20 protein-coding genes are annotated in these 15,999 nt (G+C 54.3%); 1 reads left to right on the top strand and 19 read right to left on the bottom strand.

The genetic code is table 11. From position 1 onward, the window contains the following. Nucleotides 1–8 precede the first annotated feature (8 nt). The 3 genes from C8D72_RS16790 to C8D72_RS16780 form a co-directional block, all read right to left on the bottom strand. Nucleotides 9–383 (bottom strand): TIGR03745 family integrating conjugative element membrane protein, encoded by a 375-nt coding sequence (locus tag C8D72_RS16790; RefSeq protein WP_245955319.1) that lies wholly within the window; start codon nucleotides 381–383, stop codon nucleotides 9–11. Nucleotides 384–475: 92 nt separating this feature from the next. Then, nucleotides 476–694 carry a TIGR03758 family integrating conjugative element protein gene (locus C8D72_RS17870; protein ID WP_115855614.1) on the bottom strand — a complete coding sequence of 73 codons (219 nt, stop codon included), beginning with the start codon at nucleotides 692–694 and terminating at the stop codon, nucleotides 476–478. After that, the gene (locus C8D72_RS16780) at nucleotides 694–1,041 is read right to left on the bottom strand and encodes an integrative conjugative element protein, RAQPRD family (RefSeq protein WP_170140638.1); all 348 of its coding nucleotides are present in this window, start codon (nucleotides 1,039–1,041) and stop codon (nucleotides 694–696) included. Before C8D72_RS16780 ends, C8D72_RS17870 begins: the two co-directional genes overlap by 1 nt. A 144-nt stretch (nucleotides 1,042–1,185) precedes the next feature. Between C8D72_RS16780 and C8D72_RS16775 the strand changes: the two genes are divergently transcribed. Continuing rightward, on the top strand, nucleotides 1,186–1,635 hold the full coding sequence (locus tag C8D72_RS16775; protein ID WP_211308883.1) for a DUF6166 domain-containing protein: 450 nt from the start codon (nucleotides 1,186–1,188) through the stop codon (nucleotides 1,633–1,635). 32 nt (nucleotides 1,636–1,667) lie between these two features. On the opposite strand, the gene C8D72_RS16770 is transcribed toward C8D72_RS16775, so the two are convergent. The 16 genes from C8D72_RS16770 to C8D72_RS16700 form a co-directional block, all read right to left on the bottom strand. Beyond that, nucleotides 1,668–2,372 carry a TIGR03747 family integrating conjugative element membrane protein gene (locus C8D72_RS16770; protein WP_115855612.1) on the bottom strand — a complete coding sequence of 235 codons (705 nt, stop codon included), beginning with the start codon at nucleotides 2,370–2,372 and terminating at the stop codon, nucleotides 1,668–1,670. Then, nucleotides 2,359–4,539: a type IV conjugative transfer system coupling protein TraD gene (gene traD / locus C8D72_RS16765; RefSeq protein ID WP_115855611.1), complete on the bottom strand. Its 2,181-nt coding sequence runs from the start codon at nucleotides 4,537–4,539 to the stop codon at nucleotides 2,359–2,361. Before traD ends, C8D72_RS16770 begins: the two co-directional genes overlap by 14 nt. Continuing rightward, nucleotides 4,536–4,994 (bottom strand): hypothetical protein, encoded by a 459-nt coding sequence (locus tag C8D72_RS16760; RefSeq protein ID WP_115855610.1) that lies wholly within the window; start codon nucleotides 4,992–4,994, stop codon nucleotides 4,536–4,538. The genes traD and C8D72_RS16760 overlap by 4 nt, the downstream gene beginning before the upstream one ends. A gap of 23 nt (nucleotides 4,995–5,017) precedes the next feature. Next, the gene (locus C8D72_RS16755) at nucleotides 5,018–5,590 is read right to left on the bottom strand and encodes an integrating conjugative element protein (protein ID WP_211308882.1); all 573 of its coding nucleotides are present in this window, start codon (nucleotides 5,588–5,590) and stop codon (nucleotides 5,018–5,020) included. Between the two features lie 15 nt (nucleotides 5,591–5,605). Then, entirely contained in the window at nucleotides 5,606–6,370 is a 765-nt protein-coding gene (locus C8D72_RS16750; RefSeq protein ID WP_115855609.1) for a lysozyme family protein, read from the bottom strand. Between the two features lie 3 nt (nucleotides 6,371–6,373). After that, nucleotides 6,374–7,078, bottom strand: coding sequence for a TIGR03759 family integrating conjugative element protein (locus tag C8D72_RS16745; RefSeq protein WP_115855608.1), 705 nt, complete (start codon nucleotides 7,076–7,078; stop codon nucleotides 6,374–6,376). Nucleotides 7,079–7,088: 10 nt separating this feature from the next. After that, nucleotides 7,089–7,904, bottom strand: a complete 816-nt coding sequence (locus C8D72_RS16740; RefSeq protein ID WP_115855607.1) for a hypothetical protein — start codon at nucleotides 7,902–7,904, stop codon at nucleotides 7,089–7,091. Next, complete coding sequence (gene pilL2 / locus C8D72_RS16735) at nucleotides 7,897–8,517, bottom strand: PFGI-1 class ICE element type IV pilus protein PilL2 (protein ID WP_115855606.1); 621 nt, start codon at nucleotides 8,515–8,517, stop codon at nucleotides 7,897–7,899. Before pilL2 ends, C8D72_RS16740 begins: the two co-directional genes overlap by 8 nt. Before the next feature lie 158 nt (nucleotides 8,518–8,675). Continuing rightward, the gene (locus C8D72_RS16730; RefSeq protein WP_147301560.1) at nucleotides 8,676–9,224 is read right to left on the bottom strand and encodes a hypothetical protein; all 549 of its coding nucleotides are present in this window, start codon (nucleotides 9,222–9,224) and stop codon (nucleotides 8,676–8,678) included. Between the two features lie 74 nt (nucleotides 9,225–9,298). After that, nucleotides 9,299–9,883: a hypothetical protein gene (locus tag C8D72_RS17405; protein ID WP_147301559.1), complete on the bottom strand. Its 585-nt coding sequence runs from the start codon at nucleotides 9,881–9,883 to the stop codon at nucleotides 9,299–9,301. A gap of 237 nt (nucleotides 9,884–10,120) precedes the next feature. Further along, the gene (locus C8D72_RS16725; protein WP_115855604.1) at nucleotides 10,121–10,363 is read right to left on the bottom strand and encodes a hypothetical protein; all 243 of its coding nucleotides are present in this window, start codon (nucleotides 10,361–10,363) and stop codon (nucleotides 10,121–10,123) included. A 111-nt stretch (nucleotides 10,364–10,474) separates the two neighbouring features. After that, nucleotides 10,475–11,017 carry an STY4534 family ICE replication protein gene (locus C8D72_RS16720; protein ID WP_115855603.1) on the bottom strand — a complete coding sequence of 181 codons (543 nt, stop codon included), beginning with the start codon at nucleotides 11,015–11,017 and terminating at the stop codon, nucleotides 10,475–10,477. A 964-nt stretch (nucleotides 11,018–11,981) separates the two neighbouring features. After that, nucleotides 11,982–14,027 (bottom strand): DNA topoisomerase III, encoded by a 2,046-nt coding sequence (locus C8D72_RS16715; protein WP_115855602.1) that lies wholly within the window; start codon nucleotides 14,025–14,027, stop codon nucleotides 11,982–11,984. Between the two features lie 126 nt (nucleotides 14,028–14,153). Then, nucleotides 14,154–14,729: a hypothetical protein gene (locus C8D72_RS16710; protein ID WP_115855601.1), complete on the bottom strand. Its 576-nt coding sequence runs from the start codon at nucleotides 14,727–14,729 to the stop codon at nucleotides 14,154–14,156. 55 nt (nucleotides 14,730–14,784) lie between these two features. Then, entirely contained in the window at nucleotides 14,785–15,258 is a 474-nt protein-coding gene (locus C8D72_RS16705; protein WP_115855600.1) for a single-stranded DNA-binding protein, read from the bottom strand. A 71-nt stretch (nucleotides 15,259–15,329) separates the two neighbouring features. Continuing rightward, nucleotides 15,330–15,779 carry a DUF3158 family protein gene (locus C8D72_RS16700; RefSeq protein ID WP_245955322.1) on the bottom strand — a complete coding sequence of 150 codons (450 nt, stop codon included), beginning with the start codon at nucleotides 15,777–15,779 and terminating at the stop codon, nucleotides 15,330–15,332. Between the last annotated feature and the right edge of the window lie 220 nt (nucleotides 15,780–15,999).

Genomic DNA, 15,999 nt, shown 5'->3' with positions numbered 1-15,999 from the left:
CCCGCCCTTTATTGAGCCAAGATGGGCGCGGCTTCGGTCGCCAGCCAGATAACGGCCAAGACCAGAATGACGCCGGCCACAAATGTGATCCCGAACTTGCTCCACTCACCCCGAGCCTGAGCTTCCCGGAAAGACGAGATGGCAGACATGGCCACAAACAGAAAAGCCACGACACAAATGATCAAACCACCGAGAACACCGAAGTCGTAGAGATAGCCCTGGGCCTGAGAGCGAATTCCGTCACTGCCCTGTGTCGGCTCCTCGAGCTCGGGAAGATCAGCCAACGCCAACCCCGGAACAGCCGCGCTGGCCAAGACAACCAGCTTCTGGCAGGAGCGAGTGAAGCCGCTCGAGATACGTTGAAACAGTGATTGCATCGACATTGTTACGTCCTCTTGGATTGAATGTTGCTCGTTACATCTGGAAGTTCCTGAAACTTCCGTTTTCCCTGATGGGAACCTTCGGGCGGTTTCTGTCATGACAGAAATACCCAGAAAAAAAGCACTATCAGCAGCACTACTTTTATGGCGACGATAGAAAGGGTGTCTCCGCCCACGCGTCCCTTTGCCCAACCCCGATATGCCGACGTCAGCACCCAAGCCGCACAAAGAAGGATGGCCACACATCCTGCCCCGGCAACGAGCAAAGAAAGCTCCGAACCTTCCATGCCAGAACCAGCTTTGAACGCTTCCACTACTGCCCCCGATCATCGAGATAGTCGCCATCCAGTGGCCTCGGCTGACGGGGCAACAGACGATCTGGTTCGAGATAGGTATCGATACCTTGGGTGATGGACTGGAGATCGCCACGGAGACGAGGAATGTCGAAGAAAACCCGCGTGGTCGCGGGATCAGCCTGCTGCTGGCGAGCATCGATGCGATCTACCACGACCCGAATCTGCTCGATCTGCGTCTGTATCAGCGCAAGATCGCGACGCTGTATTTCATCGATGTTGTCTGCCTGTGCGCTGGGCGACAGAGCACTGATCAGCGAGGCGCTCGAAAGCAGAAATAAAGAGGAAATGTACTTGCGCACCTTCATGATTGAGTCCCGTCGTGAGTGGTAACGACATGGCCCCATGGTCATGGCAACGCCAGCTCGTATCAGCCGTAAACGTTAAGCGAAACAGCCGGGTATTCTTTGCGATGAATACCCGCCATGAGAAACTGGCCCGGACACAAACACTTGAAAGCAACAAAGCAGGTGAACCAGATGGAAACCAGAAAGAAACTGGAAGATTACGATTTCAGAAACGTAAGAGACGTCACACATGAAGCGCTCGACAGGCCCGAACATGGGGTGAAGGGCACCATCCTGCTGCGTATCGTGGAGGGTGCTCCGGTTGCGCTTTATCGCCACGACGAGAATGGCAGTGCCGAACTGCTCATCCCCCGCTATGATCGGTTTCAATATGAGGGCGGCTTCGAGTGGGGATATGGAGGAACCGGGCCGCAGAGCCTCAGTCATGCAATTGCTGCCTTGGTTTATCCGGCTGTATTTGTTCCTGGAGCGCAGGCCGAAAAGGCACAGCTAATTCTGGATGAGGTTGTCTCTCGACTTCCCCGTGGCGTCGAAATGGATCTTGCGGTGGATCAGATTTACAAGTCCTGCGGTGAACCCGAGCTGATAGAGTGATATCGCATCAACCCGGGCATTGCCCGTGTGATTTATAGGTACTTTTTGAAGCTAGCCGTCGCGATCGCGATCATCAGTCCGAACAACAACGCGCAAGGCAACAGGAACAGGTTCGGATGGATCGAAAAGGGTAGTGACAAATAGATCAACCAGCCGGTGAGAAAGATCGGCGTAACCATGCGCTTCGCATGGTGATAGATAAACGCCGATTCTCGCCCTGCACCGAAGCGTCTAAGGTCTCGACTCACCAGACCATCCGTAAATCCAACGATTGCGGCCAGAATGAAAAGCGGAGACGTCAATACCAGGATGACACAGCGTGTAAGCGTCATCAGCGTTACGAACATGGCTGCCTGAAGATAGGTCTTAAGCGTGCCGGCCCAGCCCACGGCACCCGCTCCCTGCTCGACCCAGCCCGCAATGCCTGATTTCGCGAAAAGCCATTCATAACAAGTATCAACGATCATCGTCGCGAACTCGACCGGAGAGGACACCAATAGCGATTGTGTGAACTGACTGTCGAGATATCCCATCTCGGACAGCATGGTCTGATGGGCATGATCTGAACCTGTCTGACTGAACCAGTCGAAATAGATCCCCACCCACTCGATCAGAACACTGCAAAAGATCGAGATAATAACAATCCACATCAGAGTAAATGGCAGTTTGAACAGAGTGCCAACAAGGCCGCCGCGTTTTTTCTCGGCACGTTGTGCCGGCGCTTCATCCCTGGCCATGGTTCACCTCCACGCCTGAATCGCCAGCATGGTTATTATCCGCGGGGATGGCCTGCTCATGTGCATTTGGGGGATTGCTGAAGTCCATATGGATCGGCGCCGGCATCACCCCTTGCCACCACTGCTCCCCAGTGCTGTATTGAGAACGCATTCGTTGCGCGATGTCTGCCACATCCTTCGGTACGTCCTCGGTTTTATCTGATAGGGGTAGCGGCATACGAAGCTTCCAGAGCTGGCCACCTTCAAGAAGCGCAAATGCCTGCCCCTTGGGAAGATTGATCACATCGTTCGGCGTCAACATTTCTACCGACTCGGTTCCGATACGATCACCCGCCGACGAACTGAAATCCTGATCGTTTTGGACATCTGCGCTGTCACTGGCCATGGACACCATAAGACGTGTCGAAACGTTGACCTTGGCCAGCTGATCGGTCAACAAACGAGCCGTACGCTCTTCCCTGACTCGCAGCATGATCAGGTTGTTGAAGTTGCCCACGACCTGACCTGCCTTCGCCGTCGAGCCGATGCGAGCCTCGATATCTGAAAGCGTCTGGGTATACGCCGTTACCTGAATGCCGGCACCACCGCCCTTGTTGATCAGCGGGATGAACTCATCACCCATGAGTTCGTTGAACTCATCGCAGTGGAGATTGATAGGCAGCTTCTGGCTGCCGCCCTGCCCGGGCAGGCCATCTTCGGAACCAAATTTGTAGATATGACCGGCCACCGACACGATGTCCGCGAACATGGAATTACCCACGGCCTGCGCAACCTCAAAATCAGAAAGCGCATCCAGTCCCACGTAAACGATGCCTTTCTTACGGAAGATCTGCTGCCAGTCGATGATCGGGCGATCATCCTCGATGTCGTCATAGTCTGGTGAAAGCAACTCTGCGATCTTGCCACTGGTCAGCTTCTCGAGCAGCGGCAAAAGGCTTGCCACGATCTTGTCGAAATAGGTTTTGTCGTAACGCACCGCAGATAGCAGGCCATCCAGCACGGGATCGCTCAGCGATTCGATGACTTCGGGCTGTTGCAGATACTGAACGATTGCCACCACCCGCTTATGACGTCCTTGAAGATTACGAGGCGTGTTCTTGTCGGTGATTTTCCCCTCGATATCGGTGATCTGCTGATTCGATCCTGGCAACTGCTGTTCCAGCATCTGCTGGACGTACTGCATCAGAAGCGCATCAATGTTCACCACATCGTTCAAAATCTGGTTATAGCTGGGCCGCTCACCAAGAGCATGACGGGCACGTGCCACAATGTTGACGAAGCGCCATGCGAATTGACGGAATGCAGCGCTGTTACCCTCTCCTGAAAGTTGTCCCGTAACTCGAGTCGAAACCTCGGAGAGCCGCGAGAAACGGCCTACGGCGTTGTATCGGCAAGACACATCCGGCCAGCCCAGATGAAAAATGTAAAATTCATCACCACGCCCGGCCTTCTGCGCTTCCGCGTACATGCGCATCATCAGGTCTGCATCACCCTTGGGATCAAAACAGATGGTGATATCGCCGCGGCGAATGTCCTGTGTGATAAGGATTTCGGCCAAGCGTGTCTTACCAACACGCGTTGTACCTTCGACGAGCGTGTGACCCACGCGCTCTCCAAGGGGCATCCAGACGTCGTGCTCTTTCCACTCAACAGCGTGCAGGGCTGGACGCCCTCCCACTGGTGGCAGCGGCCGTACCGGGTTAAGGAACGAATCCGTGCGCAATAGAGACGCAATGTGTTGCCCCAGACCTCCTCTCTCAAGTGACTGTTCAAGACGTCGTGCTCGCTGGTACCAGACGTTCGGCTGCACATAAATTTTGGCCCCGGGCTGACCCGATTCATGTAATCGCTGCGTGTGCTGAGCGTCCCACTTGAAGCCCTTACCCAGCCACAGACTGCGATTACTGACAGGAACCTTGCGCGCCGGCAGAGCAAAGCGTGGCAATCGCCTCATATTGCGACGATACCGAAGCACCACCCATGCCTGGCGAAAACGCCATATGCCAAAGGCTGCAAAACCAGCCGCCGTGGTATATCCGACACTTGGCGCGAGAGCCAGCGACCAGGGCGCCCAGATGCAAAGCACCACGCAGCCGGCACAGACCCAGACGGTATAAAGCTCGACGGCGGGGCGAAGAAGAGACTCAAGGGGATGATTACTGCTCATGACTCCTGCCCCTCCCACCATGGCTCCAGCTGGATCTGTTGGCCTCGGTCCAGTCGAGCCTCATGCTGGTCAAAAAAGACCTGATAACGCTCGATATTGGTCCTGCAAAAATCTTCAAGCTCAGCTCTGGGTAGCCGAGGGGAAAAAATGTGGCCCGGGCCAGCCTCGAGATCGACCAGCTGAGCATCACCATCGTCGTATTCCCTGAGTTCGGCGCCGGTCAGATCCATCGCTATACAGACATGATCAAGCCCTTCGGCAAACTCACCTACCATCAGCTTTATCGGTCCCTGTTCAACGCGATTGGCTGGCAGGTGTGGCTTGCCATCCTTCATGTAAGCCGGTGCGATGACTTCAAAAAGCTCACCGGCGCGGTGTATCAGATCCCCCGCGCGCAAATCACTCGACTCGACCTCTTTCCAACGATCCCAGACAAAACAGTGGGCGGTCGGCATTGATCGCTCCTCTTTTGGTTTTTTCATTGCTCCACACCGCGAGGGCTGATCAGAGCGGGGTAATGTTTGAGTCCCAGCCGTTTAGCGAGGCCGTCGCCAGATACAGGCCGCAATTCAAGCCCATGCGCGGTGGTACGAAGCGCTTCCAAGGAAGCCTCATCCTCGACTTGAACGACCAGACCAACCGCATTCATGTCACGCAGAATATCGCCACGCTGAGCCAGCCACTGCCGGGAAAGATCGTCATCTCCAATCAGGAATATCGGCGTGAACCCCCCTGGCAGATCCAACTGCCGCGAGGTCACAGTACCGGGCGTGAGGCTCTCGCTCTCAAGCGGCAGCATGTCGTGCTCGCCATAAGGTTGAGACGAACGTGACATTCTTCCCGGCTGAGAGGAGTAGCCTTCGTTCTCATCAACTCCGGCACCCTTGATTGCCACGAAATAAGGGCGCGCGGACTCGCCACCGTGATCTTCAACAACAGTTAGCTGCGGCAGCCCTGGAGGTCTCTCGGCAGGAGCCTGAGCTTGAGCAGTCGATGTCATGACTGCCATGAGACACCCCACAGTCATGCTGAAGCAGTAATTTGAGGTCATGGGTATTCTCCTGTATCAGCGACTTGCGACTTCGGCCATCCAGCGACGCTGTTCTGGCGTCACCCAGGCGATGTCGGACTCATGGGGTCGAGGGGCAGGCGTAACCCAAGTCAGCTGGTCTTCGGCAGGTGCGCTTTCGGTAGGCAACTTCGTTGGGATTGTTTTTGAGCTCGATGCCTGAGTAGATGTGTCACGTGCGGCCATCATCGTTGGGGACGCTGTGCCCATCGACGGCGTAGCACCGAGCTTTGCCAACTCACGACTCACTGAGGCGCGGTATCGCTCCGCGGGCTTGCCGCCGGCTGGACGATGATAACGACCAACGGCGATGAGCCAGTCACCGGCGGCGTCATAATGGCCACGTATCAGAACAGCGGCTTCTTCGAGGTTGGCGTAAGGATCAAGAGCGGAGCAGGGATCACTGAAACGCCGGCCAGCGCCGAAAAGTTGTGGCTGCCAACGCACATTAAGCTGAGTTATTCCAACATCGACGATTTGTGTCTTATTGAGCGCGTCGGTCAGCGCCAAGCATGCTGATTCCCGATCGCCAAAGTACATCGACTTCCCGGCTACATTCAGTGTCCACGGCCATGGCCTGTGCCCGTTATTAATGGCCTGCTTCGATTCCTGACTTGCCACCGCATAAAGCACCTTGGGAGGTACTCCATGATCCTTCGCAATGGATACGTAGGCTGACGGGATATCGGGCTGACCACCATGGGCCATGGCAGCCGTAAGAGCTGTTCCCACCGCAGCTATTGCCACCATCGCTCGCTGCATTGATCAATTCCTCACAACGCGCGGAAGGTCAGTGCGCGGCAGATCCCGCGAACCGCCATGATTGAGCGTGATAACGCGATCACGAACCTTCGATGGTGGGATGCCAACCTTTGTCGCCCAGCGGCGAATAAGATCGTCGTTGCCTTCGGCATCCATAACAAAGATGTCCATCGACGCACCGTTATTCATCAGCTGTTTCACTCTGGCCACACACTGGTCACACCCCTCAGTAGCCACGACCACTGTCAGACGCTGGTCTGAAGCTGCTGGGTTACTGCCAAAAACGGATTGCGTCGCATCCTCCCCGCCTTTGGTACTGAACGATTCAACCGGCATGTCGTTGGGATAAAGGCGCTTCCACGCGGCATCATAGGCCCGCTGAAATGCGAGCTCACCTTCAACTCGAGCACGTTCAGTCTCTACCAGTTTCTCGGCGTATTTCTGGCGTTCGGCATCAGAGCGCGCTTCCAGGCCAAGGGCTGTTAAAGGGTCGAGATTGGGGGACCATTTACCGCGCGGTCCTTCCATGATCGACTCATAGCGATCGTATTCCTGCCGATTCAGCCCCCATGCCTCAGCAGCCCGCTGACTGCTTTGCTCGACTTGTGTTTGATCGACTCTCGTTGTCTGGCTTTCCTGTCCCCATGCCGGCGCTGCCAAAAGCAGTGTCACCATGATTCCCAGCCCCGGGGTACGATTCATTGTCATGACTCTCTCCTTACGGAACCGGAACGGTCACGGCCTGATCGTTGACGGTAAATTTTGCAGAGCGACCATCTATCGACGTCAGATGCCACTGACCAATGTTTTGTCCCTCGCTGACCAGACGCAGACCACTCAATCGCCCGGTACCAGAATCGATCGCGAGATAACTTCGTCCCCCACGCATTTCGATACCCGACACCGAAAACGGAGGTGTCGGAGGTTCTGGCTCATGCTGCTTTTGGGGCTGGGTCTTTGGTTGGCTCACTTGGGCCGCGGACTTCTTCTGGCTGGCTTGCTGCTGGCGCAGGCCCTCAATCGAGGATTCGATCGACTGTTGTTTCTCTTGCGCAGCGTTGAAGCGCACATCAACAGAGCTCGACAGTTCATCCAGACGATCGGATAAGGAGCCAACTTGAGCAGGCAATTTTTCAAGCTCGGGGGTGATGTGGTTTTGTTCCAGATCGTCTATACGAGACGTCAACTCACCCAATCGGTTGCTCGTGCCTTGAGCCTGACTGTTGCGCTCATCCAGATCGCTCTTTAACTCATTGACCTGCTTTAAAAGTTGATTTATTACCTGATGCTGGTCTTGAACACGAGATTCCAGTGTGGGGCCGTCTGGTCCGCTCAACGCTCTGATGGCAATAAAAAGGACGAGCAAAACCACAGCCGTTACGACACCAACCAGGATAAGTCGAGGCTTGCTCCAAGTTATTTTCTTGATCGTGTAAGGTTTGGCACTCGATGCTTCCTCAGCGCCTTCGTCATGATGAGAGACGACTGGATCATGATATTCAGAGCTTTGGTCCTGATCCTTTTCATCAGCCATGGTCTGCCCCCTTAACCACACGCTGATCGCGCACCTGATAGCAAATGGTGCGAGCTATGGGATCGGCTTGCAGTTCGAAAGCGCTGCCGGCAAGTACCTGAAGCGCCTCGCGCAGAGGCATGGGGCCTAGTTGAAAATGAGCTGCCGGCAGGGAGCGACTGTAAAGGAGTTCCTGTGGCCTCCCTTGCGGAGCGCATAGGCTGTAACCGGTGTGTTGAAGCGTATAGCGAAGTCCATCTTCAACGGATGGGTTCATGGAAGCAGGGATCGATACATTGATCGTTTGCTCAAGAAGGTTGCGCTGCTGTTTCGTGGCATCTGCCGCAACCAGTGAGTAACGCCCGCCTCTCACGACCTCGACGCTTTCCTCGTCATGAGTTCGGTAAATGTCCGGACCAACGTCATGGGTGGGCTGATCCATCCCGGTTGCAATAATTTTGGTAGTTGGCTGATTGGCATGGCCTACCGTCATTTTTCCGGAATCCGGATACTCGGCAGCAAGCCGTTCACTTTCGCTTGCCCCCTTCTGTTGCTGCTGGGCACACCCGGCAGTAAGGGCAACGAGGAATGCTAAGGGAACAATATAATTTTTCTGGCACTGGAATGGGGACATCGAGAGTGGCCTCGCGCGGGAACCTGAATGATCTTGATCGGGCTCACCGTGCCGAAGGCTGGGGCGTGCTGCGACGGGAAATGTTAAATGCACCCTGCCCGCATTTGGCAAAACGAAAAAACGCTCCCGAAGGAGCGTCTTTTGAAGTGAATAATCAACTAGCTATAAGAACCTGCCAGAGGCACAGGGGCGTCAGGCATTGCAAGAACATAGCCACAGGCAGTCATGCCGATGGCATCCAACACTTCCCCATGCCAATGGCTACCAGCCGCAAACCGCTTACCAATAGCAGCGATGGCTTCATCATTGCTCGCGTAAGGGCCGCCATCTTCAGAGGTAACGGTATACCTGCCATCATGCTCGTCCAAATACCAACCCTCATGATCAGTAACAAAGATTGGCCAGCCGCCTTGCTCCAGCGCTGTCTCAACTCGATCCAGCAGATCGGAATTCCAGTCAGGCCGTGACATTTCTGCACGTATGCGCCGCAGCAGCATGAGGTGATCGTTCTCCTGATCATCCACGCAGCCCATATTTAGACGCTCGCAAAGCTCCGATATATCGATATGCCCGAGGCTTTCGCCGGCGATATCCAGTATGCCTGCTGGTATTTGATCGTGAGGCATTTGCTGTAGCAGCCGAAGTGCAGCCAGTACGACATCGATCTCGTGATCGTTCAATCGATGGGCAGTTGAATAGTGTTCCATGGTGGACTCCAAAAAATTTATCGGAGCCATTCCCATCGGGAGTGGCCCCGATGGGTGGAATGAACTGTTGTGTATTAAGCTATAGCTGTATCAGTAGAGATATCTCGGATAACTACTCTGTCCCAACGACAGCGCCAATCCTTTCCATCAGTATCCCTGCCAATAAAAAAAGTCGCCGTATATGCTCGCTGAAATACAACGGTTTTCGTCTCATCGAATTCACCGTTCCAGCCGATCCGAGTAACGACTTCAAGTCGATCTCCATACTGGCAAGTCAGTGCCTGCTTACGACGTTGCGAACTTTCACGACGCCTTCTTCGGCATTCTTCGCGCCACTCAACAGCATTGGTGTACTGGGTATCAGACTGTCGCAACAAACGCTCAGGGCACCCGTAGACTCTTGGACCCTGCGACTCGGCGATATCCTTGTAAGCCCACGACTGCTCACCTGCCTTGCGCTGACTCGACGTCGGGCCTTCAAGCAGGAACACAACAATGAAGCGATACTGCTTCGATATGTTGTGGAACACGGTGTACAGCACATTGCCTCGGCACGAATGATCAATGATCTCACAGCGGCCTGGTTCGCTCTGATTTTCAAGCAACCAGCTCACAAGTTGATCGCGTGTGTGAGTATGGTAGGGAAGGCTCCATCCCATGGCGTTTCTCCTTGTCGAAGGATCGGGAGAAACGCCCCCCTGCCGGGAGGTTTCTCCCGGTGGGGTATTAAAAAGATTGCCTCTCATTCGAGAGGCAATCATGGGTGCTCTGTTACGACTGATTCTGCTTACGTTTCACCTGACGACGGTGAACGTTGTAAGCATAAATCCCTGATGCGACGAGCCCCGCTGTACAGAACGAGAACAACCCTCCAAGCAAGAGCGTAATCGGTTCCATCATTGCTCCTTTGCCTCATCGGCATTCGCAATTAGTGTATCCAGTATAGTTTTGAAGGCATTAGCTGCAAAAGACATTCCCAAGAAGGCAATAGCCCCCCTATAGGCATCTCCCAAAGCAGCATTTTCGAGCGCAGTACCTAGCAAAGCCGCAATGATGCAGCCTGCGCCAACGCTATTTCCAAGGCGCTCCGACGAATCTGCAAACGAACGTACTATACGTAGCCCAATTTTATCTGACATGACGTCTCCGGTTTATCCGCATGGAGACGCCCCACAGGGTCGTCTCCCCTGCGGGTCAAATAGGTTCAAAACACCACTACCGAGAAAAAATTTCTCGGCAGCATGGTGAGGTTAAGCTGTAGCGGCTTCAGCAGCTGAGGCTGATCCGCCGACGTACGCTGATTTAGGAACGGAGGCTTGCGCCTGTGACCCTGAATCATCAGCCTGGGCATCATCAGCGGTTGACGGGGTTTCATCACGCCGAGGCGTTTCATAAACCTTGTCGCCATCCACCTTGGCCCAATTAATGAACAGTAGACGCGCCTTGAGGCTTACAGCTGTTTCACCAGCTTTTTCACCTCTCGTTTTCGTGTACAGATCGGGATAAAGATCGCCGAGCTTGAACCCAATCAGGATTTTCGGCTCAGCGACGCCTCTATTCTTACGATCTGACACTGTCGCAGCGAACTTCTTGACCAGCCTCTCCGCATCGGCGCCACTGACGCGGCAATCGAAACGGCGATATTCAACATCATTGGCAGGTCCATTCAACGCAGATATGTCGCAAGCCCAGAAGGCTTCGCCACGCTTGGGCGTGACCTTGCGGATACGGTTGACGTAGCCAACGCCAGTGACATGAAGATCGAAGAACTGGTTATCAGTCGAGTTGGACATGGTGTTGCTCCTTGATAGTCAAATGACTCCAGGAGATACACCCTCCCCAACCGAGGAAAGTGTTCCCCCGGATGGGTGGTTCGGCTCGAGACCGAAATTTGAAAACTGCATCCAGCTCACAATGAGCACCGTCTTTCGGGATGCGTTACGGCTTTGGGAGTTGCCCGAAGGCAAAGGGCGCTGTTGTGTCGTCAACAGCAGACGTCTCACACCTTTAGAATTACTCTACTGCACTGCTTCGTCAACCCTGAAACAGTGATCACCAATCTCAAGCCGGGGCTGCGAGTTACCCCGCTGCCTCGCCTTGGGATTGAGGACCAATATTGCGAGTCCAGCCAGCTATCAATACCGGTAACGGATAGCGCGATAAGGTTGCCACTATGCAGACCATCGATCGTCATGCCCCTCGTAGTCATGCGTTCGATTCAGTCGTTGCACTCGGTCCCGTAAATCATGGCAATGGACCAATATGATTGTGCGCGGATCCCCGCACAAAGGGAGCCTGGGATTCAGGCGGTAGGCGCCGCCACGGAAAAGGTAAGTCCAACCGGCCAGCCAGTCATCCCATGGGGTGACTGGCTGGCCGGTCGTGATGGGTTTGGAGGGTGGTCGACGACCGGTCGACCTGAAAAACAGGATACCTGGAACCCAAGCATGCCAATGCAGTGCAAAGATAACTTTGCGGTGGGTACGCATTCTCGCCAGGTGTTTGCGCTTAGGGATCGGACTCTAGGAGAGTCCAAAGGGACCAACTGATAACCGTCAGTTGGAAACGGGGTGTGCTTGCAATTATCAAGTAAGGCAGCTTGTCTGGCAAGGATCGTACAGAACCGCAATCATCCATTAATACTAATTTCAGAGGATCATGAAATTTAATACCAGATAAATGTGATCTATAGCCTTAATTACTGATGCAGCACTACCCCCATAGCCGTCTTACGACTATCCCTGAATGACCGACCCCTTAGCCTTGTTGCCTTGCCTTCGCAGAATTTGATTTGCCAGTTTTGCCGCTACTCTTGCGGCTGGTGCTCTTCCCGATCTGCTTGGTGCCATCGCAATCGGGATAGCGTGTGCATGACCAGAACTGGCCGTTTGACCCATTGCGCTTGCGCATCTTGGATTGGCACTTTGGACAGGTTTCGCTGGGTGATTCAGGGAGGTTCAAATGAGGGCGCTGAAGCGCGATTCCGACCAGCTTGTCCAGCAGTACACCTTGGCGCTCCATGAAGTCATCAAGCGTCATTGAGCCTTCGGCCACTTGATCCAGCGCCTGTTCCCACAGTGCAGTCATGCCTGGGTTGCTGATCTGTGGGGGGAGTGCCTCAATCAATCCCTGCCCCACCGGGGTCGAAACGATAGTGCGCCCTTTCTTGCAGATGAAACCTCGCGCGAGCAGTGTCTCGATGATGCCGGCGCGAGTCGCCTCGGTACCGATGCCGGCGCTCTCTCGCAGCCGCGCCCGCAACCGCTCGTCGGTAACAAACCGTGCAGCGTTTTTCATTGCCGAAATCAATGTGCCTTCGGCAAACGACTTCGGTGGCTGGGTCTGGCGATCCTTCACCGCGAGTTCCAGAACCGTGCATTTTTCCCCCTGATGCAAAGGCGGGAGCGCCTGCACGCTAGAGGCTTCTTGTTCATCATCGTCACCGTTCTGCCCTTTGCCCTTCCCTCGGGGGAATAGCACTTTCCATCCCTCGATTCTGACCTGGCGACCCGAGGCCACAAACGTCTCGCCGGCGAGATCCAGATGCGCATCGGTCTGATCGTATTCGTGGGCGGGCAGGAACTGCGCCAGATAGTGTCGACGAATGAGATCGTAGACCCGAAACTCTTCTTCGCTCATACGATCGATGCGGCAGGGAACCGTAGTGGGAATGATCCCGTGGTGAGCCGTGATCTTGCTATCGTTCCAGACGCGGCTTTTGAGATTCTGATCCAGACGATCGATGACTGAGGAAATCTTCTCATCTGAATGCAGGAGCGCCGTCACGACTAACTTGACCTCTGCCAGCATCGATGTCGGCAGATACCGGCAGTCCGTACGCGGATAGCTTGTGGCCTTGTGGGTCTCGTAGAGTGACTGAGCAATGTCGAGCACCTGCTGAGCACCGAAACCGAAGCGCTTTGAACACTCCTGCTGCAACGTCCCGAGGTCCATCACCAGCGGGGCTCCTTCACGCTTGCTAACCGTCTCGACGGACGCCACCTTGGCCGATTCCCCCTGACACTTACCGGCGATAGCTTGGGCCGCCTCCTGATTGACGCACCGGCCTTCTTCGTCGAGCCACTCGTCTTTTGCCGGCAACCACTTCGCTTGTAGCGTACCGCCCTGAGCCTGAAAATTCGCCACCACATCCCAGAATGATTTGGGCACGAAGTTCGCGATCTCTTGGTCGCGTCTGACCACCAGAGCCAGTGTCGGTGTCTGGACCCGGCCTACCGACAACACGCCATCGTATCCTTGCTGTTTGGCAAGCACCGAAAAGGCGCGTGTCAGATTCATGCCGACAAGCCAATCCGCTCGTGATCGCCCCAACCCTGCCTGATATAGCGGGTATGTCGTTTCCCCGGGCCGGATATTGTCCAATGCCTTGCGAATTGATGCCTCATCGAGGGCCGATAGCCAAAGTCGCGACACAGGTCCCCGATAGTTACAAGCGTCAAGAATTTCACGCCCGATGGTTTCCCCTTCGCGATCGGCGTCGGTAGAGACCACAACCTCACTGCACTGCTTCAGCAATCCCTTGATCACTTTGAACTGTTTACTCGCATCCTTGCGTACTGTGTTTTTCCACTGAGTCGGGCGGATCGGTAACGTTTCCAAAGACCAACGCTTAAGTTCTGGATCATAGGCATCGGGTGGAGCTTGCTGGAGCAGATGACCAAAGGCCCAAGTGACGACAACGCCATCACCATGCATGCACCCTTCACCTTTACGTGTAGCACCAAGCACTTTCCCGATGTCTTTTGCTTGGGAGGGTTTTTCACAAATGAATAATCGAGACATGACACTGGGCCTTCCAGATGATTTAGGCCCAGCGTGACGGGGGAGAGAGGGAGAGTCAGCTGAAAATGTTAATAGGTTGTGCCGGGTGGAAATTCGGCATTGCCTTCGAAATTATTGTACGCCTGATCACCTTAGAGCCGATTCAAGACGCTGTGTCAGTGCAGATTCCATTGCCTTACCGTCGTAGGCAATGCGTTGATCAGCCGGCGCCCAGCTATAGTGGATGCGGGATCCCGCGCCACTCTTTTCGATTTGAACCCGCTGTACTAGATGATACTGCTTCCCTCCTACAGTTTGCCGACCATAGTCACCAAGGTCGTAATGGGCGCCAGGAGTCACTTGATGTTTCCAAGCTGAATCGCCTTTCTGCCAATCCGACATGGTATTTCCTTCCTCGAAATCGTTCGGGGCTCGGAAACCCATTGAGGACTTGATCCGAGCATAGGCTGTATCAACGTCGACATTTGAGCTGATATCTATCGACCCGCTCTGGCTTCCTATATTTCTCGAATCGACCGACTCGCCCTGAGCATTGGTGGCCACCTTCTGTGGTGTTTCCTCGGGATCGTAATTCAGCGGCTCACCTGTAACCGGGTTATCAAAACAAGTGACGCACGTGTCACCATGGTAATACTGTTGTCCTGCACATCCCGAAAGCGCGATCAGCGACCCAACTCCGGCAATGACTGTTTTCCATCCCATCACTCTATCCCTCTCCTAAAAAATTCCCGACGAAAATACTCGTCGGGATAAGTCATTATTGGTAAGTATTCGAGCCTACTGGGTTGCTCCATTCACCATCCGGTCCCGCTGACTTCGGGGGAGCACCACGCTGTTGGCTCTGTTGGTTCTGCTGACTGTTCTGTGCCGACTCTTGAATGACCTGCGAGATCCTGAAAGGGAGGATCCCGATACGATCTGCCTGAACCTTGTACTCTGAGCGGTTGTTGCGCTCACTATCCTGCCACTCGGAAAACACCATTCTTCCAGGCACTAACACCCGCATCCCTTTCTGGTACAGCTGAGCCCATTGCTCAACGTCGCGATGCCATATCTCAACGTTTGCCCAGAAACCACCTTTATCGACATTGCCATTGTCGCTAGGCACTGGATTGTCGAAACGAACATTCAACCGCATTACACCGCGCGGTGGTTGATTACCGTTGGAAGGGAACATTTTCACTTCCGGGTCTGACCCAATATTGCCTTCGCCAAAAAAACGCGTGCTCATCTGTAGCTCCTGACCGGAATGAATACCCGTCTACAGTGGCCGCACATGGCAATCGAAGTCAGCGGAAAATATTAAGGTGACAGTGTTTCGATTTCTTCCAGATCATTGAGCAGCCGGCTTAGCCGATCCACTTGGCGGGTAGCTGCTGCAATTTTTGCATTGAAGATTGCTCGCTCGGTTTCGATTTCTACCAGCTGCTTTTTTAAACCAGTGGGCACTGCGTCAGATTTCAAAGCATCTTCAAGCAGCCTTCTTCCCATCTGCTTTTGTGCTTTATCTCGCCACTGCACGGCTCTGACTCGGCCGCCGCTATTATTGTGTGGTTTGAGCCAGAGATCAGCTTGCACAACGATACGGTTATATTGATTGGCAAAGTCAGCTGCCTCCTGCCACATCCGACGGCATTCATCTTCGAGTTCATCTCTAAACCGCAGAATCTCCCCCTTACCCTTAAAGGGTTTTAAAAGGCCCTTTGCGTACTGATTCAGTGCAGAGCTATGACGCTGTTCCAGTGCAGGCATGGTGTTCACAGTTTAATCCTGTAGATACTTCTTAAATTTGGTTGTGCCAGCATTCCAATACTTGTCGCTAAAGGCTGCCTACTATTCAAACCTTCTCATATTGCCAGTACCCCGAGCCTCCCGGAGTGTTGCCAGTGGCAACAGTGACCTCATCCCTCCCGGGGTGTTGCCAGTGGCAACAGTAACCTCATCCCTCCCGGAGTGTTGCCAGTGGCAACAG

Origin of the sequence: Kushneria indalinina DSM 14324, from assembly GCF_003385845.1 — a bacterium.
Taxonomy (GTDB): Bacteria; Pseudomonadota; Gammaproteobacteria; order Pseudomonadales; family Halomonadaceae; genus Kushneria; species Kushneria indalinina.
Note: the sequence above shows the minus strand (reverse complement) of the source record. Positions and strands in the feature narration are given on the sequence as shown.

Excerpts from the sequence above, each read along its gene's own strand:
- C8D72_RS16790 (WP_245955319.1), bottom strand. The coding sequence starts at position 383 with ATGTCGATGCAATCACTGTTTCAACGTATCTCGAGCGGCTTCACTCGC.
- C8D72_RS16715 (WP_115855602.1), bottom strand. The coding sequence starts at position 14,027 with ATGTCTCGATTATTCATTTGTGAAAAACCCTCCCAAGCAAAAGACATC.
- C8D72_RS16745 (WP_115855608.1), bottom strand. The coding sequence starts at position 7,078 with ATGACAATGAATCGTACCCCGGGGCTGGGAATCATGGTGACACTGCTT.
- C8D72_RS17405 (WP_147301559.1), bottom strand. The coding sequence starts at position 9,883 with ATGGGATGGAGCCTTCCCTACCATACTCACACACGCGATCAACTTGTG.
- C8D72_RS16700 (WP_245955322.1), bottom strand. The coding sequence starts at position 15,779 with ATGCCTGCACTGGAACAGCGTCATAGCTCTGCACTGAATCAGTACGCA.
- C8D72_RS16720 (WP_115855603.1), bottom strand. The coding sequence starts at position 11,017 with ATGTCCAACTCGACTGATAACCAGTTCTTCGATCTTCATGTCACTGGC.
- C8D72_RS16755 (WP_211308882.1), bottom strand. The coding sequence starts at position 5,590 with ATGACCTCAAATTACTGCTTCAGCATGACTGTGGGGTGTCTCATGGCA.
- C8D72_RS16770 (WP_115855612.1), bottom strand. The coding sequence starts at position 2,372 with ATGGCCAGGGATGAAGCGCCGGCACAACGTGCCGAGAAAAAACGCGGC.
- C8D72_RS16750 (WP_115855609.1), bottom strand. The coding sequence starts at position 6,370 with ATGCAGCGAGCGATGGTGGCAATAGCTGCGGTGGGAACAGCTCTTACG.
- C8D72_RS16705 (WP_115855600.1), bottom strand. The coding sequence starts at position 15,258 with ATGAGCACGCGTTTTTTTGGCGAAGGCAATATTGGGTCAGACCCGGAA.
- C8D72_RS16740 (WP_115855607.1), bottom strand. The coding sequence starts at position 7,904 with ATGGCTGATGAAAAGGATCAGGACCAAAGCTCTGAATATCATGATCCA.
- C8D72_RS16780 (WP_170140638.1), bottom strand. The coding sequence starts at position 1,041 with ATGAAGGTGCGCAAGTACATTTCCTCTTTATTTCTGCTTTCGAGCGCC.
- traD (WP_115855611.1), bottom strand. The coding sequence starts at position 4,539 with ATGAGCAGTAATCATCCCCTTGAGTCTCTTCTTCGCCCCGCCGTCGAG.
- C8D72_RS16710 (WP_115855601.1), bottom strand. The coding sequence starts at position 14,729 with ATGGGATGGAAAACAGTCATTGCCGGAGTTGGGTCGCTGATCGCGCTT.
- C8D72_RS16730 (WP_147301560.1), bottom strand. The coding sequence starts at position 9,224 with ATGGAACACTATTCAACTGCCCATCGATTGAACGATCACGAGATCGAT.
- C8D72_RS16725 (WP_115855604.1), bottom strand. The coding sequence starts at position 10,363 with ATGTCAGATAAAATTGGGCTACGTATAGTACGTTCGTTTGCAGATTCG.
- C8D72_RS16760 (WP_115855610.1), bottom strand. The coding sequence starts at position 4,994 with ATGCCGACCGCCCACTGTTTTGTCTGGGATCGTTGGAAAGAGGTCGAG.
- pilL2 (WP_115855606.1), bottom strand. The coding sequence starts at position 8,517 with ATGTCCCCATTCCAGTGCCAGAAAAATTATATTGTTCCCTTAGCATTC.